This window comes from Nocardioides salsibiostraticola (assembly GCF_054783655.1).
On the sequence record NZ_BAAGQD010000013.1, the window covers coordinates 1 to 24,119 of the forward strand.

The window sequence follows — 24,119 nt, forward strand, 5'->3', positions numbered from 1 at the left end:
CCGCCGGCCGAGTTCGAGGACACGTTCTACGCTCAGACACGGACCGACCAACCCCTGGTCGGAATCCAATAGCCAGAGTCTCCATCAGACCCAGGGCGATTCAGCCAACTCGGCAACGGCGGCCCTGCCGCCGGCCAAGGCGCAATCGCTGCCAGCCGCAGCCAAGCCCTCCGGCCCACCGACATGAGCGACCCAAAGGCACTCCGCGAACTTGACCGGCTCTTCGTTCGCGTTGACCACAAGATCAGCGACATAATTGAACACGGGGTCGCGGAGCGCATCTACTTCATTCGGATGCAAGTCCCGCGCATCGACGACGACGCCATCGGGTTCGTGCGACCACCCCGAGAGCGCTACGTCCCCATCACCTCACCTGTTCAGACCGACATCCCCCAGATTGTGCGCACACAACTCCGACCCCCTTCTATCGCGCAGATAGTTCCGTCCGATGCCCCGCAGAGACGGGCCACATTCGAGGCCGCGATCACACACCGATCCGGTGATCGTGGAACCCCATCCTTGGAGATGTAACCGCAGCGCTTCTTAATGTCTTCGTGGGTCCCGCAAGGTGTCGCCAGGTCTGACTGCCGGCGCGGGTGAGGCGCAGTGTGTCCACGGCATCAGATCCGGCCGAGGTCATCCACAGACTCGCGGGATAGCGGTGCGCACCTTCAGTCACGGGAGCAAACCTGTTCTCGTGACGACGAAGGAGCGCATCATGAGCACAACAGACCACACCAACGTGGAGTGCAACATCCTGACCATCGATGAAGCTGCGGCCTACCTCGCGATCCCGAAAGCCACGCTGTACACCTGGCGGACCCGCCGGGCCGGGTTTGGACCGCGCGCAGTCAAAATGGGCGGTTGTCTGCGATACCGTCGCGCAGATCTGGACGCGTGGGTCACCGAACATGTCGAGAGCTTTGACAACGACGGAGTCGAGCCGCAGGCGATGGTGGACGCTGGGGTCTCTTTGTCGCGCATGAGTCGACCACGTCCAAGCGGGAACTGAATCATGGCAAAGGGGCGACCCCCGACATCGCTCGGCACTTGGGGGACGATTCGGACCAGGCGAATACGCGATGGTGCGTTCCGCGCCTATACCCGAATCCGCGATAAGGACGGGGTCAGTCGCGAGGTCATGGCGACGGCGACAACTGCGGCATCAGCAGAGCGTGCGCTGCGAGAGAAGCTTGTCGACCGGACCACGCCGACCGAGCAGGCGATCACCGCCGAGACCACCGTCGCGGGCCTCGCGGCGCTGTGGCTGACCTATCTCCGCGACGAGCGTCGAATCGAGACGACCACGATCAACGAATACGAGCGGGTCCTGCAAAAGGTGGTGATCCCGGAGCTCGGAGGTTTGCGCCTTCGAGAGGTGACGACGAGTCGACTCGACCTGTTCCTTGTCCGCCTACGCGCAACTAGCTCAAGCCGGCAACGCAAAGCTAAGGTCGTGATGGGAGCGATGCTGGGTCTGGCTGTGCGGCATGACGCCCTCACTGTGAATCCGGTTCTGCAGACCACTCGGGTGCGACGCGAGCGATCCGAGACCCGGTCACTGACGACCCAAGACCTGAAGGTTATCCGTCAGTCAGTACGCGTCTGGACAGACAAACAACGCCCCGGGCCTAAGGCAACCAACGACATGGTCGATATCGTCGACCTGATGCTGGCCACCGGAGCCAGAATCGGCGAGATCCTTGCCCTACGTTGGGTCGACATCATCCTCGACGCCCCACGCGCGCACCTCACGATCAACGGGACGATCAAGACCGAACCGAACAAAGGGACCTATCGCAAGGCCAGTCCGAAGTCAGACTCGAGCCTACGGACCATTGCGCTTCCGGACTTCGCCGTAATCCTGCTCCGGAGACGACTGAACGAGAGCGTCGAAACGCCGACCAACGCAGTCTTCCCCACCCGCAACGGAACCTGGACGCAGGTCACCAACGTGGAGCGACGGTGGCGTGAGATCCGTAAGGGTACGGGCCTCGAGTGGGTCACGCCCCACACATTCCGCAAAACCGTCGCGACGTTGATCGCAGAGCGCGTCGATGCCGAGACCGCGTCTCAGCAACTGGGGCACTCCTCCCCTGCGATCACCCGCGAGTTCTACATCTCCAAGCCGACAATCGCCGCTGATGTCGCACTGGTACTGGAAGACCTCGCCAACCCCGACCCCGACCCCGCCGCTCCAATACTTGCGGAATAAGTGCGGGATAGGGCCTTCTCGTTCAAATACACAACTGCCCCTGACCCGCGTTTCCGCAGGTCAGAGGCAGTTTTCGGTCGGGCTGACAGGATTTGAACCTGCGACCCCTTGACCCCCAGTCAAGTGCGCTACCAAGCTGCGCCACAGCCCGAAATCTCGGCCTCGGCCGGCCCGGAGGACGACGTTGGTCAAGCGAGGGAACCTTATCGCAGGCCTTCTGCGGCGCCGAATCGGGTAGGCCCTATCGGCGTCACGTCATACGTCTGGAGCAGACAGGTGCTCTGAACGTATGACGTTGTGGCCGGCTTCAGCGGGTCCTAGCGCTTGCGCTTCTCACGCGGGCGCTGCTGAAGGACGATCGGGGTGCCGACGAAGCCGAACTCCTCGCGCAGGCGTCGCTCGATGTAGCGCTCGTAGCCGGCGTCGAGCTTGCCGCTGGTGAACAGCACGAAAGTCGGGGGGCACGAGGACACCTGGGTGCCGAACAGGATCTTGGGCTGCTTGCCCGAGCGCACCGGGTGGGGGTGCTCGGCGACCAGTCGGCCCAGGAAGGAGTTGAGAGCGCCGGTGGTGATCCGGGCCTCCCAGCCCTCGACGGCCTTCTCGATGGCGGGCACCAGACGGTCGATGTGCCAACCGGTGCGGGCGGTGATGTTGATCCGGGGAGCCCACTGGACCTGCACGAGGTCGCGTTCGATCTCGCGGTCCAGGTAGTAGCGGCGCTCCTCGTCGACCAGATCCCATTTGTTGAACGCGATGACCAGCGCCCGGCCTGCCTCCCGGACCGTCTGCAGGATCCGGATGTCCTGCTCGGAGATGGACTGGCCACCGTCCACGACGAGGACCACGACCTCGGAGCGGTCGATCGCGGTGTTGGTGCGCAGCGAGGCGTAGTACTCGTGCCCCGAGGCCTCCTTGACCCGCTTACGGATCCCGGCGGTGTCGATGAAGCGCCAAGTCTCGCCGTTGAGCTCGATCAGTTCATCGACGGGGTCGACGGTGGTGCCGGCGACGCTGTCCACGACGACGCGCTTCTCCCCCGCCAACTGGTTCAGCAGCGAGGACTTGCCGACGTTGGGCTTGCCGACGATGGCGACCCTGCGCGGACCGAACGACTTCTCCCGCTCGGGAGGAGGCTCGGGAAGAGCCGCCAAGATGGCGTCCAGCATGTCGCCCGAACCGCGGCCGTGCAGTCCCGAGACCGGGATCGGTTCGCCGAGGCCGAGGTTCCACAGCCCGTGGGACTGGGCCTCGGTGCGCTGGTCGTCGACCTTGTTCGCCGCGAGGATGACGGGCTTGCCCGACTTCCGCAGAATACGTACGACGGCCTCGTCGGAGTCGGTGATGCCCACCAGGGCGTCCACGACAAACAGGACGGCGTCAGCCAGCGAGACCGCGATCTCGGCCTGCTCGGCGATGCTCAGGGCCAGGCCCTTGGCGTCGGGGTTCCACCCACCGGTGTCCACGACGGTGAATGCGCGGCCGTTCCAGGTCGCGTCGTACGACACGCGGTCCCGGGTCACGCCGGGAACGTCCTCGACCACGGCCTGACGGCGGCCGATGATCCGGTTCACCAGGGTGGACTTGCCGACGTTCGGCCGTCCGACGACCGCCAGGATCGGCTGAGGTCCGTCCATGGGCTCGAAGGCTTCGTTCGATGGGGTGGTCATGCTGATTGCTCCGTGACTCCGCCGCCGGGATCACGCTCACGCTCACCGGCCGGCAGCGGCCCTGGCAGCGTGCGACCAGTGGTCGCGCTTGCTTGGTACAGATCATCCAGCATCCGCTGGCGCAGGTCATCCGAGACCCGCCCTACGATCTCACGTCGGCGCGGCCAAGGCCGCATGCTGGACGCGTAGGGTGCCGGAGAACACATGTCGATCCGGGTGCGATGAGCAGGACGAATCCCGGTGGCACCCCTGCCGGGCGCCGAACTCTTGGGGTTTGGGGTCACGGCGCCACCGAAGACGCGGAGCCGGACACCTGACCCGTCGGGGTCTGGGTCACCAGGTCGACCACCAGGTCGATGACCTCGGCGAGCGTGTACGGCGTGGTGTCCAGATGGACCGCACCATCGGCGCGGGTCAGGGGTGCGGCGGAGCGCCCGGAGTCGATTCGGTCCCGTTCGGCGAGCGAAGCAGCGGTGACACCAACGTCGGTGCCGCCCTCCTCCGCCGCCCGTCGAGCCGCGCGGGCATCGGTGTCGGCGGTGACGTAGAGCTTCACCTCGGCCTGGGGCCACACCACCGAGGCGATGTCGCGCCCCTCGACCACGATCCCCACCCCGTCGGCGATGGCCTGGTCGATCGTGGCCCGTTGCAGGTCCAGGAGGCGTTGACGGATCGCCGGCACCGAGCTGACGGGCGAGACCGCCGAGGTCACCTCCGCCGAGCGGATGGGTCCACGGACGTCGACGCCGTCCACGTCGATCGTGGGATCGGCCGGGTCGGTGCCCGAGACGAGCGAGGGCTTGGAGGCACTGGCCGCAACAGCCTCCCCGTCGTGGATATCGATGCCCTCGCGCAGCATCCACCAGGTCAGCCCCCGGAACTGGGCCCCGGTGTCGAGATAGCGCAGCCCTAGGCGGGTGGCCACTCCCCGACAGGTGCTGGATTTCCCCGACCCGGACGTGCCGTCGACGGCGACCACGACAGGCGTCGGCAGAGGTGCCTCACCGGGAGGTGTCACGGACGAGGATTGCGGCTGTGCGGAGGGGCTGTTCACGGGGACAAAGTCTACCGGTGGGTGACCCAGCCCAGAAGTTCGAGCGATTCGAGGAGTCGGTCAGCGCTCTCCTGCGTCACCACGAGCTCGACCTGACCCACCGGGCGGCCCTGGTCGTGGTCGATCCGGACGTCCTCGATGTTGACGCCGCTGGCGCCGGCATCGGCAAATAGACGTGCCAGTCCACCCGGTGAGTCGGGTACGGCGACGAACAACGTGGCCATCTCACGCAACGGTCCACCGTGCTTGCCGGGGATCGCCCGGGTTCCGGCCAACCCGAGATCGAGCAGTTCGTGCAGCCCGCCTCGATCGCCGCTGGCCAACGCCTCGATCAGACGATCCAGCCGCTCCCTGACTCCGGTGAGCAACTCCCCCACCGCCGTCGAGTTGGCCGAGACGATCTGGCCGTAGAGGCCCGGGTCCCCCGCCGCCACCCGGGTGACGTCGCGGACCCCCTGTCCAGAAAGCGCCAGATGCTGCTCGGGCGCACCGTGCAGCGAGCCAGCTGCCAGGGCCGCCATCAGGTGGGGCACGTGGGAGATGCGGGCCACCGCTCGGTCGTGGTCCTCCGGGGTGAGCCGTACCGGCACCCCGCCACACAGCTCGGCCAACTCCTCCACAAGGGCGATCGCCTCCGCATCGGCCCGATCACCGGGGGTGACCGCCCACGGGCGCCCGTCGAACAGTGAGCCGGTGGCCGCCAGCGGGCCGGACCGTTCGCTGCCGGCCATCGGGTGGCTGCCGACGTACTGCTCGACCCGATCCGCGTCGGCGACCTCGGCCAGTGGGCCGGACTTCACGCTCCCCACATCGGTGACCACGGCACCGCCAGCGAGGGCGCGCCTGATCTCCTGCGCGAGGTGATCCGGAGGCACCGACACCACCACCAGCTGCGGCTGGTCACCCTCGACACGAGGTCGACCGGCCCCCAGACCCGAGGCCGTGCGGACATGATCGGGGTCCACGTCGCTGAGGATCACTTCGAGCCCCGCATCGACGCAGGCCAATCCGATCGAGGTTCCGATCAGACCGGTCCCCACGATCTCGACCGGCCCGATCAGTCGTGGTCCAGCGGTGTCATTCATGGGAGTCACTCATCGGGGACGGAGCGCGTGCGCGTGAGGTCCTTACGCAACGCCGCGGCGCCGTGCAGGTAGACGTGCGTGATGTCCGCGCGCTTCGCCTCGGTCTCGACGTGCGCCATCATCCGCACCACCCGCGGCATCGACCCGGCGATCTCGAGCTCCCGGGCACAGATCAGGGGGACCTCCCCGAAGCCCAACCCACGGGCGGCGTACGCCGGGAACTCCGAGACGAGGTCCGAGGTGGCGGTGAAGATGACGGAGATGAAGTCGTCGACCTCCAGGCCGTTCGCGGTCATCACGTCGGTCACCATCTCGGCGACCCGCTCGAGCATGTGCTCCCGCTCATCGGTTTCCAGTTGGGTCGCTCCACGGACCGCGCGTACCGCCATCTGACTACCCTTCGCTGCTGTGGTTCAACGTCGTGAGATGACTGGAGACTAGTGGGTCACAACTTCGCACGGTCGAGCAGTGCACCGAGCTCGTCGAGGCTGAGATCCCGAAGCATCCCGGCCTTGAGCTGTCCGATCTCGACCGGACCGAACTCGGTGCGGGTCAACTTGCGGACCGGGTGACCCAGGTGCTCGAGCAGCCGGCGGACGATGCGGTTGCGACCCTCGTGGATGGTCACCTCGACGATTGACTTGTCGCGAGCCGACGCGATGATCCGGGCCTTGGTAGGCAGCACCGGACCGTCGTCGAGTTCCACTCCGGCCAACAGCTTGTCGACCAGCTTCTTGTCCGCGTGGCCATCGACCTCGGCCACGTAGGTCTTGTCGACCTCGAAGGACGGGTGCGCCATCTGGTTCGCGAAGTCGCCGTCGTTGGTCAACAGCAGAAGCCCCGAGGTGTCGGTGTCCAGCCGGCCGACGTGGAAGAGCCGCTCGGTTCGGTCCGCCACGACATCGGAGATCGTGCGACGCCCCTCGGGGTCGGACATCGTGGAGACCACGCCTCGGGGTTTGTTCAGCACGAGGTAGACGAAGTCGGACACCGGCGGCAACCGCAGCCCGGAGACCCGGACGACCGCCGTACGGGGATCCACCTTGGTGCCCATCCGGGTGACGACCTCGCCGTCGACCTCCACCTCTCCCCCGAGCATCAGTTCCTCACACTTGCGCCGTGAGGCGACACCCGACTGGGCGAGCAACTTCTGCAGACGGATCAGTCCGTCCTCGTCGGTGAGAATCTCGCGACTCATGACTGCGACCCCACAGCTTCGACCGGTTCCTCACGGGCCGCAACCGGGGCGGGTGCGGTGTTCGCGCCGGACATCTGGGCCAACTCGTCCTCGAAGTCGTCCATGTCGGGCAGGTACGGCGCCAACTCGGGCAGCTCGTCGATCGAGCCGACCCCGATTCGCTCCAGGAAGTAGCTGGTCGTGCGGTAGAGCGTGGCGCCGTGCTCGTCGTCGCGTCCCGCCTCCTCCAGCAGACCCCGGGTGAGCAGAGTCCGCATCACGCCGTCGACATTGACGCCCCGCACCGCCGAGACGCGGGCTCGGGAGATCGGTTGCTTGTAGGCGACCACTGCCAGGGTCTCCAACGCCGCCTGAGTCAGGCGAGCGCGTTGACCCTCCAGGACGAAGCCCTCCACGATGGAGGCGAACTGCTCGCGGGAGTAGAACCGCCACCCGCCACCGATGTTGCGCAGGTCGAAACCGCGGCCCTGTTCGGTGTACTCGGCGGCCAAACCGTTCAACGCGTCGAGCACCTCGACCACCGGGTAGCCCACCGCAGTGGCCAGGCTCGACTCGTCCAGGGTCTGGTCAGCCACCATCAGCACCGCCTCCAGGGCGGGGCACAGATCGGCGACCCGGATGTCCAAGGATTCACTGTCGGTCACTTCGTCGTTCATGAGTTCTCCTCCTCGGGAGTGGTCTCGGTCTGGGGAGCCCCGTCATCCAGCGGCGGCTGCCCGTCGAACTCGTCGGTGATCTCGATCGGAGCCTCATCGTCCCCGGTCCAACGCACGGTGAGCTCACCGAGGGCGACCACCTGCTCGAAGGACACGGCACCCTCGCGGAACAGTTCCAACAGCGAGAGGAAGCGGGCGACAGTGGTCAGCCGGTCCGGTGAGTCACCGCACAGGGCGCGGAAGGTGAGGGTGCCGCTGCGTCGCAACCGATCCACCACGATGCCGGCCTGCTCGCGCACACTGACGCGGGCTGCGTGGATGTGCTGCAAGGACAGTTCGAGCACCGGCGCCGGCTCCATCGCCTTGGCGGCCAAGGCCGCGAACTGATCCAGCCCGATGCCGATCAGCACCTCAGGTAGCAGGTTCGCGAATCGCTCCTCGAGGCCGACCGAGCGTGGGTGTCGAAGCGCCTCACCGGCGAGTCGTTTCTCGAACACGCCAGCAACGAGCTTGAAGGCCTTGTATTGGAGAAGTCGGGCGAACAGCAGATCCCGCGCCTCCAGCAGCGCGAGGTCCTCCTCGTCCTCGACGTCGCCCTGCGGCAGGAGCCGGGCGGCCTTGAGGTCCAGCAGCGTGGAGGCGACCAGGAGGAACGACGTGGTCTGCTCGAGGTCCCAGACCGGCCCACCGGTCTTGACGTGGGCGATGAACTCGTCGGTGACCCGGGACAGGGCCACCTCGGTGATGTCCAGCTTGTGCTTGGAGATCAGCGACAGCAGCAGATCGAAGGGTCCCTCGAAGTTGTCCAACCGGAGGGCGAAGGCCGGGGTCTCGGCGCCGGCCTCGCCTCCCATGGCCGCCGCCGCGGAGTCCTTGACGCGGGTGGTCATTCCTCGGTCAGTCGGCGCACCAGGGCGCTGTCGTCACCGTGTGCGACGTAGTCGGCGATGACCATGGACACCGCCTCGCGCACCAGTCGACCCCGGTCAACGGCCATCCCCTGGTGACGCCGGAGCATCAGTCGCGCGTCCTCGAGGTCGAGCAACTCATCGGAGGTGACGTAGACGGTCATCTTCTCGTCGTGGCGGATCCGGCCGCTCGGCTTGCGGGTGGCGGAGTCGTCCTCCTCGACGGTCGTCGGCTGATCCGGTACGGCGCGCACGCGCTTGGGCCCGGTTTTGCCCGAGTCCTGCTCCTTGCCGGTGGGGCGGAAGAGATCATCGGCGGTCGGAAGGCTCACACGTCGAGACACCGGGCCATCACCTCCCTGGAGAGCTGACGGTAGGCCTCGGCGCCAGTCGAGCTGGACGCGTACGACGTGATCGGCTCGCCGGCGACGGTGGAGTCGGAGAACTTCACGGTGCGCCGGATGACGGTGTGGAAGACCTGGTCGCCCCAGGCCTGGACCAGCCGCTCCATGACCTCACGGCCGTGCAGGGTGCGGCCGTCGTACATGGTGCCGAGAATGCCGTCGATCTCGAGCTTCGGGTTGAGCCGCTCACGCACCTTGTCGATGGTGGTCTTCAACAGCGCGACACCGCGCAACGCGAAGTACTCGCACTCGAGCGGGATGATGACGCCGTCCGAGGCGGTCAGCGCGTTGACCGTCAGCAGACCCAACGAGGGCTGGCAGTCGATGAGGATGACGTCGTACTTCTCCAAGGCCGGGGCCAGCAGACGCTGCAGCGTCTGTTCACGGGCGACCTCGTGCACCAACTGCACCTCGGCCGCCGAAAGGTCGATGTTGGACGGCAGGAGGTCCATGCCCTCGATCCCGGTCGGCACCACCACGTCGTCCAGACCGACGTCCTTCTGCATCAGGAGGTTGTAGATCGAGAGGTCCATCTCGTGGGGATTCAGCCCCAAACCCACCGACAGCGACCCCTGGGGGTCGAAGTCGACGAGCAGCACCTTGCGGCCGTACTCCGCCAGCGAGGCCCCGAGGTTGATGGTGGTCGTCGTCTTGCCGACCCCACCCTTCTGGTTGCACATCGAGATCACGCGGGCGTTGCCGTGCTCGGTCAGGACGCGCGGCTCGGGCAGATCGGGCATCGGGCGGCCGGTGGGCCCGATGGGCCGCTCGGGGGCCGGGGTCTCGGCGAGGTGGGAGTTGGGCCCCGTCGACACCCCAACCGCCTCGGGCATCGAGGGGCGGATGCGGAACGGCAGGGGTTCGGGCGGTTCGACCTGAGCCTTGGCCGGCATCCGAGGAGGCATGTCCGGTGCGCTGGTTGATCCGAATCCGGAATACGGTCCGCCACTCATGTGCATCTCCTCGATCTGGTGGGTGTTCCCCCATCAGACAATGTCGACACGACGACATTGTGCCGCCACGCCGGGGAACCATAGAGGGACTCTTGGCATGACCCGCGAACGGGGGTCATGCAGGGATCGTGCAGGGGTGTGCTCAGCCCCCGAGTGCCCGCATGGCGGTGGTGGTCAGGGCCAGCTCCCCCAACTCGTCGGAGAGATCGAGGTCCACGACGGCCTCGATCACCCAGTCGCGATAGCCCTGGGGGTCGGAGAGGGTCTGACGCACCGACCAGGTCCGACCGGACTTGTCGATCTCCAGCAGATCCGGGCCCCGCGCGTCGGCGTCGGTGGCCAGCGTGTCGTGCTCGTTGAAGTAGCTCTCGATGGCCTCGTCCCAGACCGAACGCGTCATCACGACCTCGGCCGGAGGGTCGGTGCGGTCGGCGCTGGTGCGTTCGATGGCCATCAGTCCGTCGAGGTCGTCGCGTGCGACCAGTTCGACCCGGCGGAACATCGCGTTGCGGATCATCACGTGGAAGGGCCGCACCTGCGCGGAGATGGCTCGGGTCGGTGGCGGGGCGCCCTCGGCGGCAGTCCGGATCACCTCGGCGAGTCGATCCGGGTCGTTGAGGGCCTCCCACTCGTCGAGCAACGAGGAGTCGGTCTGTCGCACGGTCTCGCCCAGCCACTCGATGATGTCGTCGAGTTCGGGGGTGCGGAAGTCGTCGGTGACGGTGTGCCGAAGGGTGCGGTAGGCGTCGGTCAGGTAGCGCAGGACCAGGCCCTCACCCCGCGCCAACTGGTAGCGCCGGACGAAGTCGTTGAAGCTCATCCCCGACTCGTACATCTCCCGCACGATCGCCTTGGGCTCCAGATCGTGGGCGCTGAGCCAGGGGTGGCTCCCCCGATAGATCTCGTACGTCGCCTCCAGCAGCTCGGCCAACGGCTGCGGCCAGGTGATGGCATCGATCAGGAGCATCCGCTCGTCGTACTCGATGCCGTCGGCCTTCATCTCCGCGATCGCCTCACCGCGGGCCGCGTTCTGCTGGGCGAACAGGATCTGTCGGGGCGCATCGATCACCGACTCGATGACCGACAGCAGATCCAGGGTGTAGGTCTCCGACTCGGGGTCCAGCACCTCGAGGGCGGCCAGGGCGAAGTGGGCCAGCGGCTGGTTCAGGGCGAAATCGTCGGCCAACGCCTCGGTCAGCACATAGCGCCGGCCGAACTCGTCGGGTTCGTCGAGTCGTCTCAGGACTCCCGATCGGTGCAGGCTGCGGGCCAGGCGCAGGGCCTGACGGCTCAGCCGCAACTGGTTGCGGCGCTCCTCGTGGTTGTCCTGCAGCAGCCGCCGCAGGACCGGGAAAGCGTCCTCCTCGCGGGCGACGACATTGACGAGCATGGCGTTGTTGACCCGCATCCGGCTGACCAACTGTTCGGGAACCCCGGCGAGGAGTTTTTCGAAGGTGTCCTCGGACCACACCACGGTCCCGGTGGGGGGCTTCTTCAGCTGGGCCTTGCTCTGTCGCTTGCGGGCACTGGCCCCGTCGCCCTTGGCTTCGTTGCGGGCGGCCATCTTGGCCTTGGTCTTCTCGTTGTCGATGGTGTGCTCGGGTGCCTGGATGACCACCGTGCCGGCGGTGTCGAAGCCGGCACGACCGGCACGTCCGGCGATCTGGAGGAACTCCCGGGTCCGCAGGACCCGCGACCGAGACCCGTCGAACTTCGCCAGTCCGGTGAACAGCACCGTGCGGATCGGCACGTTGATGCCGACCCCGAGGGTGTCGGTGCCGCTGATGATCGTCAGCAACCCCGCCTGGGCGAGCTGCTCGACCAACCGTCGGTACCGCGGCAGCATCCCCGCATGGTGGACGCCGATGCCCTTACGCAGCATGGTCGACAGGGTCTTGCCGAAGCCTGCGCCGAACCGGAAGCCCGCCAACCGCTCGGCGATCGCAGCCTTGCGTTCCGGGGTCAAGGCGTTGGTGACCTTGACCGTCTTCAACAGGGCCGTCGCGTGCTCGACGGCGTCGCGCTGGGTGAAGTGGACGACGTACGCCGGGGACTGGTGGGTGCTGATCAGCTCCTCGATGGCGTCCTGCAGTGGTTCGAGCGACCAGCTGAAGGTCAGCGGGACCGGGCGCTCGGCGTCCGCGATCACCGTGGTCTCGCGCCCGTTGCGGCGGGTGATGTCGGCAGCCAGGTCGGTGACGTCGCCGAGGGTGGCCGACATGAGGACGAACTGGGCCTGGTTGAGCTCGAGGAGGGGCACCTGCCAGGCCCAGCCCCGGTCGGGTTCGGCGTAGTAGTGGAACTCGTCCATCACCACCAGGCCCACATCGGCCTCGGACCCCTCGCGCAGGGCGATGTTGGCCAACACCTCGGCGGTGCAGCAGATGATCGGGGCATCGGTGTTGACCGATGCGTCACCGGTCAGCATCCCGACGTTCTCGGCACCGAAGATCGCGCAGAGATCGAAGAACTTCTCGCTGACCAGGGCCTTGATCGGAGCGGTGTAGAACGACACCCGATCATCGGCCATCGCGGCCTTGTGCGCCGCGACCGCCACCAGGGACTTGCCCGAACCCGTCGGGGTGGCCAGCACCACGTTGTTGCCGGCCACGATCTCGAGGATCGCCTCATCCTGGTGCGGGTAGAGCTCCAGGCCCTGCTCGGTCACCCAGTTCGTGATGTCGTCGTAGACCTGGTCCCAATCGACCCCTGGTGATGCTTCGGTCGCGGTCATCGGGTCCTCACCGTGCTCGGGGGTGCGCGGTCGCGAAGACCTCACGCAGGTTGTCGACGGTCACCAGGGTGTAGAGCTGCGTCGTGGTCACCGACGCATGCCCCAACAGCTCCTGGACGACCCGTACGTCGGCCCCACCGTCGAGCAGGTGGGTGGCGAAGGAGTGCCGCAGCGTGTGGGGTGACACGTCGCGGGTCACGCCCGCGCGATCGGCGGTCTTGGCGAGCACGGCCCAGGCGGACTGCCGAGAGAGCCGGCCGCCCCGGGCGTTGAGGAAGAGGGCTCCCCCGGGGCCGGGACCCCGGGTGGGTCCGGCGGTCGCCAGCAGCGGGCGCGAGCGGATCAGGTATTCCGAGACGGCTGCGCACGCGAAGGAACCCACCGGCACCAGCCGTTGTTTGCCGCCCTTGCCTCGCAGCAGCGCCGTGGCGGGGTCGTCGGCGGTGCCTTCGCCGAGGTGGAGGTCATCGACATCGAGACCCACCGCCTCGGAGATCCGGGCGCCTGTGCCGTAGAGCACCTCCAGCAACGCGCGGTCTCGCAACGCCAAGGAGGTGCCCGCCGCTCCGGCGGCCTCCAAGATGGCCTCGACGTCGGCCAGGGGAAGCGCCTTGGGCAGGCGTTTGGCCGGGGTGGGGGGCCGTACCGCGGCGGCCGGGTCGCTGGCGGTGAGCCCGTCGGCCACGGCGAACCGGTGGAACCCACGCACGGCGATCACCGTCCGGGCCGCCGACGAAGCAGCCAGGGGCACCTGCTCGGGTCCTCCCTCACGCAGGCGCATGAGGAACGCCGAGACGTGTTCCTCGCGGATCTCGGAGAGGTCGTGCAGGTTCTGCTCGGCCAGGAAGTCCAGGTAGCGGCGCAGATCGCGGCGGTAGGACACCACGGTGTTCTGGGCCAGACCCTTCTCGACGGTGACGTGGTCGAGGTAGGTGCGGACAGCCCGGTCGATCGGCTCGGTGGAGGTGTTCAGTTGAGGACCTCGGCCAGTTCTCGGGCCTCGATGCCCACGGCTTCGCCGACCGGCGCGTTGGTCAGCATCCCGGCGTGGGTGTTGAGGCCCTTGGCCAGCCCCGCGTCATCGCGACAGGCCTGTTGCCAGCCCTTGTCGGCCAGCGCGATCGTGTAGGGCAGCGTCGCGTTGGTCAGGGCGTAGGTCGAGGTCCGCGGGACCGCTCCGGGCATGTTCGCGACGCAGTAGAAGACGGAGTCGTGGACCATGTAGGTGGGGTCGGCGTGTGTGGTCGGCCGGGTGTCCTCGAAGCAACCACCCTGGTCCACGGCGATGTCGACGAGTACGGAGCCCGGCTTCATCCGGGACACCAGTTCGTTGCTGACCAGCTTCGGGGCCGCGGCACCGGGGATGAGAACGGCCCCGATCACCAGGTCCGCCTCCATGACCTGCTGCTCGATGGACAACTTCGAGGAGGCCAAGCCGTGGACCCGGTTGTCGTAGCGCCAGAACGACATCCGCAGTTTGTCGAGGTCGGTGTCCAACAGGGTCACATCTGCACCCATCCCGAGGGCGATGTTGGCCGCGTTCTGTCCTGAGACTCCGGCCCCGAGGATCACGACCTTGGCGTTGGCGACTCCGCCGACCCCGCCGAGCAGGACGCCGCGTCCTCCCTCGGCCTTCATCAGCGAGTGCGCCCCGACCTGGGGCGCCAGGCACCCGGCCACCTCGGACATCGGGTAGAGCAGCGGGAGTCCGCCACCGGAGGGGGGTTGCACGGTCTCGTAGGCGATGCCGGTGACCTCGCGGCTCAGCAGTTCCTCGGTCAGCGGCTTGTCCGCGGCCAGGTGCAGGTAGGTGAACAGCGTCAGCCCCGGACGCAGTCGGTGGTACTCCTCGGCGACCGGTTCCTTGACCTTCAGGATCATCTCAGCCTCGGCCCACACGTCGTCGGCCTGTTCGATGATGCGGGCCCCTGCGGCGACGTACTCCTCATCGGGGATCGAGGAGCCGAGGCCGGCCCCTGCCTGCAGCATCACTTCATGGCCGTGAGCCACCAGCTCGTTCACCCCGATGGGGGTGATCGCGACGCGATACTCGTGGTTCTTGACCTCTGTGGGGATACCGATTCTCACGTACGTTCACCTGCTCCTGGATCGCCGGATACGTCTGCGGGGGACCCTACTCCCGCCGTCGTCAGGCGACGAGACCTCGGGCCCGGGCGAGGAGCACCCCGGCGATCAGGGGTCCGTCGGTGATCCGACCGTCCAGCACCGCGGCGTACAACTCCTCGAAGGCCACCCAATCGGTGACCATGTCGAGTTCCTCGTGGTGCAACTCGAAGTCTCCCCGGTCCTCCGGGCTCAGATCACGAGCGAGGTAGAGATGCATGACCTCACTGGAGATGCCGGGCGAGGAGTACAGCGAGGTGAGGTGCGTCCAGTCCTCGGCGCGAAGTTGGGCCTCCTCGCGCAGTTCCCGCCGGGCGACCTCGATCGGGTCCTCGTCGGGCGTGTCGATCAGACCCGCGGGCACCTCGAGGAAGCGCCGCTGCGCCGGGTGGCGGTACTGCCACAGGCACAGGACCCGATCCTGCTCGTCCAGGGCGAGTATGACGACCGCCCCGGGGTGCTCCAGGACCAGACGGTCGAAGGTCTCGGCGGGGTCGGCGGGTGCGTGGATGGTGTCCCGTCGCAGCGCTATCACCCAGTCGTCGCGGTGCACGTCCTCGGTGGCCACCACGGGCCAGGACTCGAAGGTGTCCCCGACGACGTGTTCGCGCGGGGCCGGCGGTTCCGCCGGCACGCTCAGTCGTCCTCGGAAGGGCGTCGCAGCCCGGACTCGTCCATGGGGAACCGCAACTCGCGCTGCCGCTCGATGGCCGCGCCGATCAGGCCCGCGAACAACGGGTGCGGCCGAGTCGGTCGCGAGCGGTACTCCGGGTGAGCCTGGGTGGCGATGTAGTAGGGGTGCACGTCGCGCGGCAGCTCCACGAACTCGACCAGGTCGAGATCCGGGTTGATCCCGGAGAACACCAGACCTGCGGCCTCGAGCTGGTCGCGGTAGTCGTTGTTCACCTCGTAGCGGTGCCGGTGGCGTTCCTCGATGCGGGTCTGCCCGTAGGCCTCGTGGGCCACGCTTCCCTCCGTCAACTCGGCGGGGTAAAGCCCGAGTCGCATCGTCCCGCCGAGGTCGCCTGCTCCCTCGACGAAGTCCTTCTGCTCCTCCATGGTGGCGATGACCGGTTCGGGGCAGTCCGGGTCGAACTCCGTGGAGGCCGCCTTCTGCAGTCCGGCCACGTTGCGGGCGTACTCGATGACCATGCACTGCAAGCCCAAGCAGAGCCCCAGGGTGGGGATGCCGTGGGTGCGGGCGTAGGTCAGCGCACCGAGTTTCCCGTCCAGACCGCGGATGCCGAAGCCCCCGGGAACGCAGATCGCGTCCAGGTCGTGGAGTTGCTTGGCGGCCCCCGCCGGGGTGTCGCACTCGTCGGAGGCGATCCAGCGCAGGTGGACCTTGGCCTCGTTGGCGAAGCCACCGGCGCGCAGCGCCTCGGCCACCGACAGGTAGGCGTCCGGCAGGTCGATGTACTTGCCGACCAGACCCACCGTCACCTCTTCGGTGGGGTGGTGCACGCGACGCAGCAGGTCGTCCCACAGCGTCCAGTCGACGTCCCGGAAGGGCAGGTTGAGGCGTCGTACGAGGTAGGCGTCCAGGCCTTCGCGGTGCAGCACCTTGGGGATGTCGTAGATCGACGCCGCGTCGGCGGCGCACACGACGGCCTCGGCGTCCACGTCACACATCAGCGAGATCTTGTTCTTGATCGAGTCCGGGATCTCCCGGTCGGCGCGCAGCACGACGGCGTCAGGCTGGATACCGACCTGTCGGAGCGCAGCCACGGAGTGTTGGGTGGGCTTGGTCTTCAGCTCTCCGGAGGGCCCGATATAGGGCACCAGCGAGACATGCAGGAAGAACGAGTTGTCCCGGCCGATCTCGTGGCGGGTCTGTCGGGCTGCTTCGAGGAAGGGCAGCGACTCGATGTCGCCGACGGTTCCGCCGACCTCGGTGATCACGACGTCGACGTCCGGACCGCCCATGGCCAGGATGCGGTCCTTGATCTCGTTGGTGATGTGCGGGATCACCTGCACGGTGTCGCCGAGGTAGTCACCGCGGCGTTCCTTGGCGATGACGCTCGAGTAGACCTGCCCCGTGGTCACGTTGGCGATCTGACTCAGATCGGTGTCCAAGAAGCGCTCGTAGTGACCGATGTCCAGATCGGTCTCGGCGCCGTCGTTGGTCACGAAGACCTCGCCGTGCTGGAACGGGTTCATCGTCCCCGGGTCCACGTTGAGGTAGGGATCGAGTTTCTGCATCGTGACCCGGAGGCCACGCGAACGCAGAAGTCGGCCCAAACTCGAGGCGGTCAGCCCCTTGCCGAGGGAGGAGGCGACGCCTCCAGTCACGAAAACGTGCTTGGTCACTGCGGTATTTCCAGGAGGCCTGCTCACGGAACTTCAGCCTACATGAGGGATTCGGGTGCTCGTGCCAGGACAAGCAATTCTCGCGCGTGAGCCAACGCTGTATCGGAATCAGCCATGCCGGCGAGCATTCTGGACAGTTCGCGTTCCCTGCCCTCGTCGTCGAGCACCGTCAGACCAGAACTGGTGACCGTGCCGTCGCTGGACTTCTCGACCAGCACGTGGCGGTGGGCGTACGCCGCGACCTGGGGAAGGTGGGTGACCACCAGCACCTGGGCGTGCTGGGCCAACTGGGCCAGTCGGCGACCGACCTCGACCGCGGCAGCACCGCCGACCCCCGAGTCGACCTCGTCGAAGACGAACGTCGGCACCGGGCTGGTCTCCGAGAGGGACACCTCCAACGCGAGCATCACCCGCGACAACTCACCGCCGGAGGCACCCTTGGCCAGGGTCCGGGCGGGGGAACCGGTGTTGGCGGCGAGGAGGAAGTCGACCTCGTCGATCCCCGACCGACCCATCCGCAGGGTCCGGTCCCCCACCACCAGGGCGTTGCGCGGCACCTTGCCGCTGGATGAGGGCTCGACCTCGCTCTGGCCGACGGTGATCTCGAGACGGGCGTGAGGCATCGCCAGAAGGGTCAGCTCGGCGCTGACCTGTTCTGCCAGGCCCTTCGCGGCCTTCTGCCGCGCCGCGGACAGTTCCGCGGCGCGTTGGGCCAGGAGGGCTCGCTGGGAGGCCTGGTCGGCCCGCAGGGCCTCGATCTGGTCGTCGGTGGAGTCGAGTTCGAGCAACCGTGCCGACGACGACTCCGCCCAGGCCAGGACGTCCTCGAGTGAGTCGCCGTACTTCCGGGTCAACGCGGTGAGCGCCGCACGTCGCTCGCTCACGGTGGCCAACCGGTGGGGGTCGGTGTCGATGCGGGAGGCGTAGGAGGACACGTCGGCGGCCACGTCCGCCAGGAGGTAGCTCACCTCGGCGAGTCGGTCGGCCAGCGCGGCGATGTCCGGGTCGTGGTCGCGCACCGCGTCCAACATCCCTCGGGCTGCGGAGACGATCGAGACCCCATCGGATCCGCCGTCGTCGCTGGAGAGCGCTTCCCTGGCTTCCTCAGCGGCCGAGCGGAGCGAGTCGGCGAAGCCGAGCCGCGACTCTTCCGCCGCGAGGTCGATGTCCTCCCCGGGTGAGGGGGCGACCTGTTCGACCTCGCCGACCCCGAAGCGGAGAAGGTCGGCCTCCCGCACGCGCTCGCGCGCCGAGGACACCACCTCCTCGAGTTCGCGCTCGGTGGCGTCCAGGGCGGCGTGGGTCTCCCGGTAGGCGGCCAACTTCGCCGCAAGCCCGGGGCCGCCGAAGCGGTCCAGGGCGTCGCGTTGGGCGCGGGCGTTGAGAAGCCGGTGCTGGTCGGACTGTCCGTGCACGGCCACCAGGGGGGCTGCGATCTCACCCAGAGTGGCGACCGGAACGGCGGCGCCCCCCACGAAACCACGCGAGCGGCCACCGGCCGCCACGTTGCGGGCCAGGACGACCACGTCGTCCTCGACCTCGCCCCCGACCTCTTCGACGGCCGCGGCGAGGCCCGGGGTTGCGGTCGCACGCACGACGCCTTCGACGCGGGCCTGCCGGGCGCCGTTGCGGACTGCCCCGCTGTCACTGCGGCCACCCAGGAGGAGTCCGAGCGCCGTGACGATCATGGTCTTACCGGCACCGGTCTCCCCGGTGATCACGGTCAGCCCGGGTCCGAGATCCAAGGTCGAGGCGTCGATCACGCCCAGTCCGGTGATGCGGATCTCTTCGATCATGCTTCACCGGTCCGGCGACGGCTCTCGGGTGAACCCCGCCAGCCGTCGACCGCAAGGCCGAACTTGGCCACGAGCCGGTCCGCGAACGGTGCCTGATGCAACCGCACCAGTCGCACCGGATGCACCCCGCGGCGTACCTCGATCCGGGCGCCTGGTGGCAGGTCGACGGTCCGTCGGCCGTCACACCACAGCACTCCCGCGTCCTCGGTGCGGACCAAGACCTCGATGGCGACCACGGAGGTGGGTGAGACGACCATGGGTCGGGCGAACAGGGCGTGCGCGCTGATGGGCACGATGCACAGGGCCTCCACCTGGGGCCAGACGATCGGTCCACCTGCGCTGAAGTTGTACGCCGTCGAACCGGTGGGCGTCGCGCAGACGACTCCGTCACAGCCCCAGCGTGAGATCGGGCGACCGTCGATCTCGAGAACCACCTCGAGCATCCGTTCTCGGGCCGCCTTCTCCACGCTCGCCTCGTTGAGCGCGAAGGTGCTGGCGACCAGTTCCTTGTCGCGGTAGACCCGCACATCAAGGGTCATCCGGTCCTCAGTGGTGTAGCGGCGCGCCACGATGGCCTCGATGGTCGAGTCGACGTCGTCGTGCTCGGCCTCGGCCAGGAAGCCCACGTGACCCAGGTTCACGCCGAGCACGGGGGTCTGTCGCGCGTGGGTGAGCTCCGCGGCCCGCAGGATGCTCCCGTCTCCCCCGATCACCAGGGTCAACTCGCAGTCCCGGCTGGCGTCGGTCTCGGACTCGGTGGTCTCCAGGGCCGGGGTGAACTGATCGGCGACCAGATCGAGGCGTTCGAGGTCGGCCTGGAGGAGTCGCACCACGATGCCCTGGGAGGTCAGCGACTCGATGGACTCGACAGCCACCGAACGGGCTTGCTCCCGGCCGGTGTGGGGAAGCACCAGGACGCGGCGATCCAGCTGTGTCGAGGTCACGGTTCCACCTTCTCACCCGCCGCCCCCAGAGATCGGACGGCCCGGTCGATCTCGGCCTCGTCGATCTGCACGGGACCGGCACGAAGCCACAAGAAGAACTCCACATTGCCCGCCGGGCCTGGCAGCGGGCTCACCGTGACCGCCCGGGCACCCCACCCACGGGCGGCAGCCGCCTGCGCGACCGTCGAGACGGCTTCCACGCGTAGCGCGTGCTCACGCACCACGCCCCCACGACCGACCCGGTCCTTGCCGACTTCGAACTGGGGCTTGACCATCAGTGCCAGATCGCCGTCGGGGGCGGTGACACCGATGAGGGCGTCGAGCACCAGGGTCAAGGAGATGAAGGACAGATCACCGACGACCACGTCGACGGGCCCGCCGATCATGTCCGGCGTCAGTTGGCGGATGTTGGTTCGATCGTGGACGACCACTCGGTCATCGGACCTCAAACTCCACGCCAGTTGTCCGTAACCGACGTCGACCGCGACGACCTGTGCCGCACCGTGCCGTAGTAGGACGTCGGTGAAGCCTCCCGTGGAGGCGCCGGCATCCAGGCAGCGGCGGCCCGTGACCGTCAGCCCGTCCGCCTCGAACACCTCCAGGGCGCCCGCGAGTTTGTGGCCACCGCGTGAGACGTAGTCGGGACGGCTGGGGTCCTGGTTGACCACGATGGCCACATCGGTCGTGACACCGGTGGCCGGTTTGCTGGCCACCGCGCCGGACACCTTGACCCGACGGGCATTGATCAGCTCGGCGGCCTGCTCGCGCGAGCGGGCCAGCCCACGTCTGACCAGTTCTGCGTCCAATCGGACCCGACGGGGTTTCCCCTGAGCCATGTCAGTGCGCGGCGCGTGGTTGGTCGAGCGCCTGGCGCAGCGCCACCTGAGCCGACTCGAGAACGACCACGTGGTCCTCGACCCGGTCGTCGCCCAGCGCGGCCACCGAGGCGATCACCGCATCGAGTTCAGCCACTCCCGTCGTCGGGATCTCCTCGGAGCCCCTTACCTCGAAGGACCTGTCGTCGGAGTCCAGGTCCAGATCCACACCGTCGCTCATGTCGAAAGGGTAGTGGTCGGTGGGGTCAGCGTGTCGACGGCCGGCACGTCGCCCGTGCGATCCAGATACGCCCAGGCCGCGACCGCGGCACAGCGCCACCAGTCCACCGAGTCCCCGGCGCCGCGCACGAGGCACGAACCGTCCACGACGTCGGCCTTCCATCCCCCGAGCCGGACGACGCCCTCGGCGTCGCACTCGACCGACGGGTGGGTCAGTCGGAGTCCCTCGAGACCCTCGCTCAGGTACGTCGGCCGCTCACCGGGCCGAGCAGCGACGAGTTCAGCCAACCCGGTGACGCCGGTGAGCACCAACAGGGTGTCCACGTCGACGGCCACCCCGCCTGCAATGTCGGTGTCCAGGCGGTCACCCACCATCAGGGGACGTGCGGCTTCCATGCGCGCGATCGTCTCCCGCAGCAGCGGCGGGGAGGGTTTGCCGGCCACGACCGGGTCCACCCCACTGAATCGTTGCAGAGTTTCGACCAGCAGCCCGTGACCCGGGGCCACGCCGTACGGGGTGGGGATGGTGCTGTCGGTGTTGCTCGCGACCCAATAGAGCCCCTCACGGATCAGCACCGCGGCCCGCATCACCTCTCGCCACCGCACCTCGGGTCCGTACCCGCTGACGATGGCCTCCGCCTCTTCTCCGACCTCGACCGGTTTCAGTCCGGCGGCCGACAGCGCCTCGGCGAGCCCCTCGCCGCCCAGGAGGGCCACCCGCGAACCCGGAGCGAGCTCGGTGGCCAGCACGGCGGCGGCGGCCTGCGCGGAGGTCACGACATCCGATGCTGCGCTGGTGATCCCGAGTTCGTCGAGGTGCGCCACGACCGCCTCCGGCGGCCGCGCTGCGTTGTTGGTGATGAAGGCGATCTTCACGCCCGCCTCTCGAGCGGCCGAGATGTGGTCCGGAGCCCCCGGCACGGCCTCGCCGCCGACGTAGACGACCCCGTCGAGGTCGAGCATCGCGACGTCGTAGATCTCCGAAAGCGACGCGAGCGAGCCCTTCAGGGACTCGATGGGCGTGGTTCGGTCGTTGGCCAGTCCCGCGGCTTCAGTCATCGGTCCCTCTCCGGTGTGGGTCGAACAGAGGCACCCTACGATGGACAGATGGAGTCGACGGCAACTGTTGCGCCGCCGTACATCGCTGGCCCGTTGCGCCTCCTGCCCTTTCGGGCCTTGATGCTGGCCCCCGGACGCATCGGTGACGCGGGGTTGGGACGGACCTTCGCCCGGCCCTACCGCGATGTCGCCGCCCGGCTGACCGCTTGGCGGCAGGCCGGTCAGATCACCCAGTCGGAACGGCCCGCCCTGTATCTCCACGAGTACACCGCGGCCGGCATCACCATCCGCGGGCTGGTCGGAGTGCTGGACGTCTCGCGACGCGCCACGGGCCCGCAGGATCGTGCCGTGTTCCCCCACGAGGGGATCCATCCCGCTCAGGCTGAGGAACTGGCCGATCGAATGAGCGAGATGAGGCTCAACCCTGCGCCGATCCTCCTGGTCCACCGCTCGAGTGACGAGCTCAAGGCGCTACTCGCCGACGTCACCCGTTGCGCGCCGGCTCACGTCTACACCGACCGTAACGAACAACACCATCGCATCTGGGAGCTCACCGACCCCGTTCTCCTGAACGACATCGCGCAAGGCATCGCACCGGCGCAGGCCCTCATCGCCGACGGACACCACCGGTACGCCGCCTACCTGGGGATGCAGCAACGTGATCCCGGCGGCCCCGCGGACTACGGGTTGGCGATGCTGGTTGATCAGCGCGACACTCCGCTGTTCCTCGGCGCCATTCACCGTGTGCTCGAGGGCTCCTCGCTCCAGGACCTCTGCGACGCCGTGGTCTCCACGGGCGGTCGGTACACACCCCTTTCCGAAGCGGACGCCGTCCAACAATTGGGTCCAGAGACCTTGGTGGCCACCGACTCAGAAAGGTGGGCTGCGGTGCACATCACGGTTCCCCCGGGTCGCACGGCGGTGGAGATCCTCCATCACGACATCGTGCCGCGCCTGACGCCCGAGCCCCGGCGGATCAACTACCACCACACCGCTCACGGTGCGTTGGACCATGCCCGTCCGGGGGCTGCCATCGCACTGCTTCTTCCCGCGGCGCCGGTCGACGTGGTCCTCGACCTTGTTGCCTCCGATCGACTGCTGCCGGAGAAGGCCACCTCGTTCCAGCCCAAACCCAACCTCGGTGCCCTCATCCGGTCCCTCGACGACGCACTAGACGAGCCCCACTGACCTCGATCTCCACCCGCGAGGACGTCCCTCCCGCGTGTCGGAAGAACCGGCGGCGAAGTGCACCTTCGACCTCGACGATGTCTCCGCCCCGCCACGACGCGACCGACCTTCGCGGTCGGCCACCCCACACGGCGCACTCGAGCGCGTCCACCGACGTCCGGCTCGTGCGCGTCTCGTCCTCAGATCGCGCCACCACCAGCCGAAAGGTCCACAGCCGGTCGCCGCTGGGCAGGATCCGTTCCTCGGGATCGAGCGAGACCCGGCCGAGGAGACGTACTTCGTTGATTGCTTCCAGTGCGGTCATGCACCTCACCTCCGGTCCCCAGCCTCCCCCGAACGAGCGGGGCGGGCGTCAGCTCCGAATGCGGCGGTGGAGAACATCCCACTGACAACGTCCTGTGGACGACTGCGGGGCAACAAAGCGAATGCCCCTGTAAATGCAAGTAAGAGGGCCGCCGGGTTGTGGCCCGGTGGCCCTCTTACTTTAAGTGTTGTCCGGCGGCGTCCTACTCTCCCACAGCCTCGCGGTTGCAGTACCATCGGCGCTGGCAGGCTTAACTTCCGGGTTCGGGATGGGACCGGGTGTTTCCCTGCCGCTATGGCCGCCGTAACTCTATGACCCCTAAGTCTCTACCGCACTGTGGAACAACACTCCCGTAAAGGGGGGTGGGTTTCACATCGGTAGAGGGGGGTGGTCTCTATTTGTGTGTGTCGTGGACGCGTTGCGGCATATGTACTGTTTGCCATCATGTAGCCATGTGTGTTC

23 protein-coding genes, 1 tRNA gene and 1 rRNA gene are annotated in these 24,119 nt (G+C 67.6%); 3 read left to right on the forward strand and 22 right to left on the reverse strand.

Translation table 11 applies throughout. The features are described 5' to 3' along the window. Positions 1-718: 718 nt before the first annotated feature. On the forward strand, positions 719-1,012 hold the full coding sequence (locus ACYVLV_RS07210) for a helix-turn-helix transcriptional regulator (protein WP_460808871.1): 294 nt from the start codon (positions 719-721) through the stop codon (positions 1,010-1,012). Positions 1,013-1,015: 3 nt separating this feature from the next. After that, a complete protein-coding gene (locus ACYVLV_RS07215; RefSeq protein ID WP_460808872.1) occupies positions 1,016-2,215 on the forward strand; it encodes a tyrosine-type recombinase/integrase in 1,200 nt (399 codons plus the stop codon). A gap of 77 nt (positions 2,216-2,292) precedes the next feature. Here the strand turns inward: ACYVLV_RS07215 and ACYVLV_RS07220 are convergent. From ACYVLV_RS07220 to ACYVLV_RS07315, 20 genes are all read right to left on the reverse strand, one after another. Continuing rightward, positions 2,293-2,366: transfer RNA gene (locus tag ACYVLV_RS07220), tRNA-Pro, on the reverse strand. 166 nt (positions 2,367-2,532) lie between these two features. Continuing rightward, complete coding sequence (der, locus tag ACYVLV_RS07225) at positions 2,533-3,885, reverse strand: ribosome biogenesis GTPase Der (protein ID WP_460808873.1); 1,353 nt, start codon at positions 3,883-3,885, stop codon at positions 2,533-2,535. Between the two features lie 280 nt (positions 3,886-4,165). Then, the gene (cmk, locus tag ACYVLV_RS07230) at positions 4,166-4,939 is read right to left on the reverse strand and encodes a (d)CMP kinase (protein WP_460808874.1); all 774 of its coding nucleotides are present in this window, start codon (positions 4,937-4,939) and stop codon (positions 4,166-4,168) included. Positions 4,940-4,950: 11 nt separating this feature from the next. Next, complete coding sequence (locus ACYVLV_RS07235; RefSeq protein WP_460808875.1) at positions 4,951-6,024, reverse strand: prephenate dehydrogenase; 1,074 nt, start codon at positions 6,022-6,024, stop codon at positions 4,951-4,953. A gap of 5 nt (positions 6,025-6,029) precedes the next feature. Next, a complete protein-coding gene (gene aroH / locus ACYVLV_RS07240; RefSeq protein WP_460808876.1) occupies positions 6,030-6,413 on the reverse strand; it encodes a chorismate mutase in 384 nt (127 codons plus the stop codon). Positions 6,414-6,469: 56 nt separating this feature from the next. Then, the gene (locus tag ACYVLV_RS07245) at positions 6,470-7,222 is read right to left on the reverse strand and encodes a pseudouridine synthase (RefSeq protein WP_460808877.1); all 753 of its coding nucleotides are present in this window, start codon (positions 7,220-7,222) and stop codon (positions 6,470-6,472) included. Beyond that, positions 7,219-7,878 carry an SMC-Scp complex subunit ScpB gene (scpB, locus tag ACYVLV_RS07250; RefSeq protein WP_460808878.1) on the reverse strand — a complete coding sequence of 220 codons (660 nt, stop codon included), beginning with the start codon at positions 7,876-7,878 and terminating at the stop codon, positions 7,219-7,221. The genes ACYVLV_RS07245 and scpB overlap by 4 nt, the downstream gene beginning before the upstream one ends. Next, entirely contained in the window at positions 7,875-8,768 is an 894-nt protein-coding gene (locus ACYVLV_RS07255; protein WP_460808879.1) for a segregation and condensation protein A, read from the reverse strand. The genes scpB and ACYVLV_RS07255 overlap by 4 nt, the downstream gene beginning before the upstream one ends. Then, positions 8,765-9,118 carry a hypothetical protein gene (locus ACYVLV_RS07260; RefSeq protein WP_460808880.1) on the reverse strand — a complete coding sequence of 118 codons (354 nt, stop codon included), beginning with the start codon at positions 9,116-9,118 and terminating at the stop codon, positions 8,765-8,767. Before ACYVLV_RS07260 ends, ACYVLV_RS07255 begins: the two co-directional genes overlap by 4 nt. Continuing rightward, on the reverse strand, positions 9,115-10,035 hold the full coding sequence (locus ACYVLV_RS07265; RefSeq protein ID WP_460808891.1) for a ParA family protein: 921 nt from the start codon (positions 10,033-10,035) through the stop codon (positions 9,115-9,117). Before ACYVLV_RS07265 ends, ACYVLV_RS07260 begins: the two co-directional genes overlap by 4 nt. Positions 10,036-10,285: 250 nt before the next feature. Further along, entirely contained in the window at positions 10,286-12,877 is a 2,592-nt protein-coding gene (locus ACYVLV_RS07270) for a DEAD/DEAH box helicase (RefSeq protein WP_460808892.1), read from the reverse strand. A gap of 7 nt (positions 12,878-12,884) precedes the next feature. Next, positions 12,885-13,850, reverse strand: a complete 966-nt coding sequence (locus tag ACYVLV_RS07275; RefSeq protein WP_460808893.1) for a site-specific tyrosine recombinase XerD — start codon at positions 13,848-13,850, stop codon at positions 12,885-12,887. After that, positions 13,847-14,965 (reverse strand): alanine dehydrogenase, encoded by a 1,119-nt coding sequence (gene ald / locus ACYVLV_RS07280; RefSeq protein WP_460808881.1) that lies wholly within the window; start codon positions 14,963-14,965, stop codon positions 13,847-13,849. The genes ACYVLV_RS07275 and ald overlap by 4 nt, the downstream gene beginning before the upstream one ends. A 61-nt stretch (positions 14,966-15,026) precedes the next feature. After that, entirely contained in the window at positions 15,027-15,635 is a 609-nt protein-coding gene (locus tag ACYVLV_RS07285; protein WP_460808882.1) for an NUDIX domain-containing protein, read from the reverse strand. Positions 15,636-15,637: 2 nt separating this feature from the next. Continuing rightward, on the reverse strand, positions 15,638-17,338 hold the full coding sequence (locus tag ACYVLV_RS07290; protein ID WP_460808883.1) for a CTP synthase: 1,701 nt from the start codon (positions 17,336-17,338) through the stop codon (positions 15,638-15,640). A gap of 11 nt (positions 17,339-17,349) precedes the next feature. Then, the gene (gene recN, locus ACYVLV_RS07295; protein ID WP_460808884.1) at positions 17,350-19,107 is read right to left on the reverse strand and encodes a DNA repair protein RecN; all 1,758 of its coding nucleotides are present in this window, start codon (positions 19,105-19,107) and stop codon (positions 17,350-17,352) included. After that, complete coding sequence (locus ACYVLV_RS07300) at positions 19,104-20,051, reverse strand: NAD kinase (RefSeq protein ID WP_460808885.1); 948 nt, start codon at positions 20,049-20,051, stop codon at positions 19,104-19,106. Before ACYVLV_RS07300 ends, recN begins: the two co-directional genes overlap by 4 nt. Next, entirely contained in the window at positions 20,048-20,887 is an 840-nt protein-coding gene (locus ACYVLV_RS07305; protein ID WP_460808886.1) for a TlyA family RNA methyltransferase, read from the reverse strand. Before ACYVLV_RS07305 ends, ACYVLV_RS07300 begins: the two co-directional genes overlap by 4 nt. A 1-nt stretch (position 20,888) precedes the next feature. Then, positions 20,889-21,107, reverse strand: coding sequence for a hypothetical protein (locus tag ACYVLV_RS07310; RefSeq protein ID WP_460808887.1), 219 nt, complete (start codon positions 21,105-21,107; stop codon positions 20,889-20,891). Continuing rightward, positions 21,104-22,165 (reverse strand): HAD-IIA family hydrolase, encoded by a 1,062-nt coding sequence (locus ACYVLV_RS07315; protein WP_460808888.1) that lies wholly within the window; start codon positions 22,163-22,165, stop codon positions 21,104-21,106. Before ACYVLV_RS07315 ends, ACYVLV_RS07310 begins: the two co-directional genes overlap by 4 nt. Before the next feature lie 48 nt (positions 22,166-22,213). Here ACYVLV_RS07315 and ACYVLV_RS07320 point away from each other — a divergent pair, with 48 nt between their 5' ends. Next, positions 22,214-23,353: a DUF1015 family protein gene (locus tag ACYVLV_RS07320; RefSeq protein WP_460808889.1), complete on the forward strand. Its 1,140-nt coding sequence runs from the start codon at positions 22,214-22,216 to the stop codon at positions 23,351-23,353. On the opposite strand, the gene ACYVLV_RS07325 is transcribed toward ACYVLV_RS07320, so the two are convergent. Both ACYVLV_RS07325 and rrf read right to left on the reverse strand, forming a co-directional pair. After that, a complete protein-coding gene (locus ACYVLV_RS07325; RefSeq protein ID WP_460808890.1) occupies positions 23,313-23,657 on the reverse strand; it encodes a single-stranded DNA-binding protein in 345 nt (114 codons plus the stop codon). The two genes, ACYVLV_RS07320 and ACYVLV_RS07325, sit on opposite strands and share 41 nt — an antisense overlap. Before the next feature lie 189 nt (positions 23,658-23,846). Beyond that, positions 23,847-23,963, reverse strand: a 5S ribosomal RNA gene (rrf, locus tag ACYVLV_RS07330). Positions 23,964-24,119 lie beyond the last annotated feature (156 nt).

Coding starts and splice junctions, on each gene's coding strand:
- ACYVLV_RS07210 (WP_460808871.1), top strand. CDS start 719: ATGAGCACAACAGACCACACCAACGTGGAGTGCAACATCCTGACCATC.
- ACYVLV_RS07215 (WP_460808872.1), top strand. CDS start 1,016: ATGGCAAAGGGGCGACCCCCGACATCGCTCGGCACTTGGGGGACGATT.
- der (WP_460808873.1), bottom strand. CDS start 3,885: ATGACCACCCCATCGAACGAAGCCTTCGAGCCCATGGACGGACCTCAG.
- ACYVLV_RS07235 (WP_460808875.1), bottom strand. CDS start 6,024: ATGAATGACACCGCTGGACCACGACTGATCGGGCCGGTCGAGATCGTG.
- aroH (WP_460808876.1), bottom strand. CDS start 6,413: ATGGCGGTACGCGCGGTCCGTGGAGCGACCCAACTGGAAACCGATGAG.
- ACYVLV_RS07245 (WP_460808877.1), bottom strand. CDS start 7,222: ATGAGTCGCGAGATTCTCACCGACGAGGACGGACTGATCCGTCTGCAG.
- scpB (WP_460808878.1), bottom strand. CDS start 7,878: ATGAACGACGAAGTGACCGACAGTGAATCCTTGGACATCCGGGTCGCC.
- ACYVLV_RS07255 (WP_460808879.1), bottom strand. CDS start 8,768: ATGACCACCCGCGTCAAGGACTCCGCGGCGGCGGCCATGGGAGGCGAG.
- ACYVLV_RS07270 (WP_460808892.1), bottom strand. CDS start 12,877: ATGACCGCGACCGAAGCATCACCAGGGGTCGATTGGGACCAGGTCTAC.
- recN (WP_460808884.1), bottom strand. CDS start 19,107: ATGATCGAAGAGATCCGCATCACCGGACTGGGCGTGATCGACGCCTCG.
- ACYVLV_RS07305 (WP_460808886.1), bottom strand. CDS start 20,887: ATGGCTCAGGGGAAACCCCGTCGGGTCCGATTGGACGCAGAACTGGTC.
- ACYVLV_RS07310 (WP_460808887.1), bottom strand. CDS start 21,107: ATGAGCGACGGTGTGGATCTGGACCTGGACTCCGACGACAGGTCCTTC.
- ACYVLV_RS07315 (WP_460808888.1), bottom strand. CDS start 22,165: ATGACTGAAGCCGCGGGACTGGCCAACGACCGAACCACGCCCATCGAG.
- ACYVLV_RS07320 (WP_460808889.1), top strand. CDS start 22,214: ATGGAGTCGACGGCAACTGTTGCGCCGCCGTACATCGCTGGCCCGTTG.
- ACYVLV_RS07325 (WP_460808890.1), bottom strand. CDS start 23,657: ATGACCGCACTGGAAGCAATCAACGAAGTACGTCTCCTCGGCCGGGTC.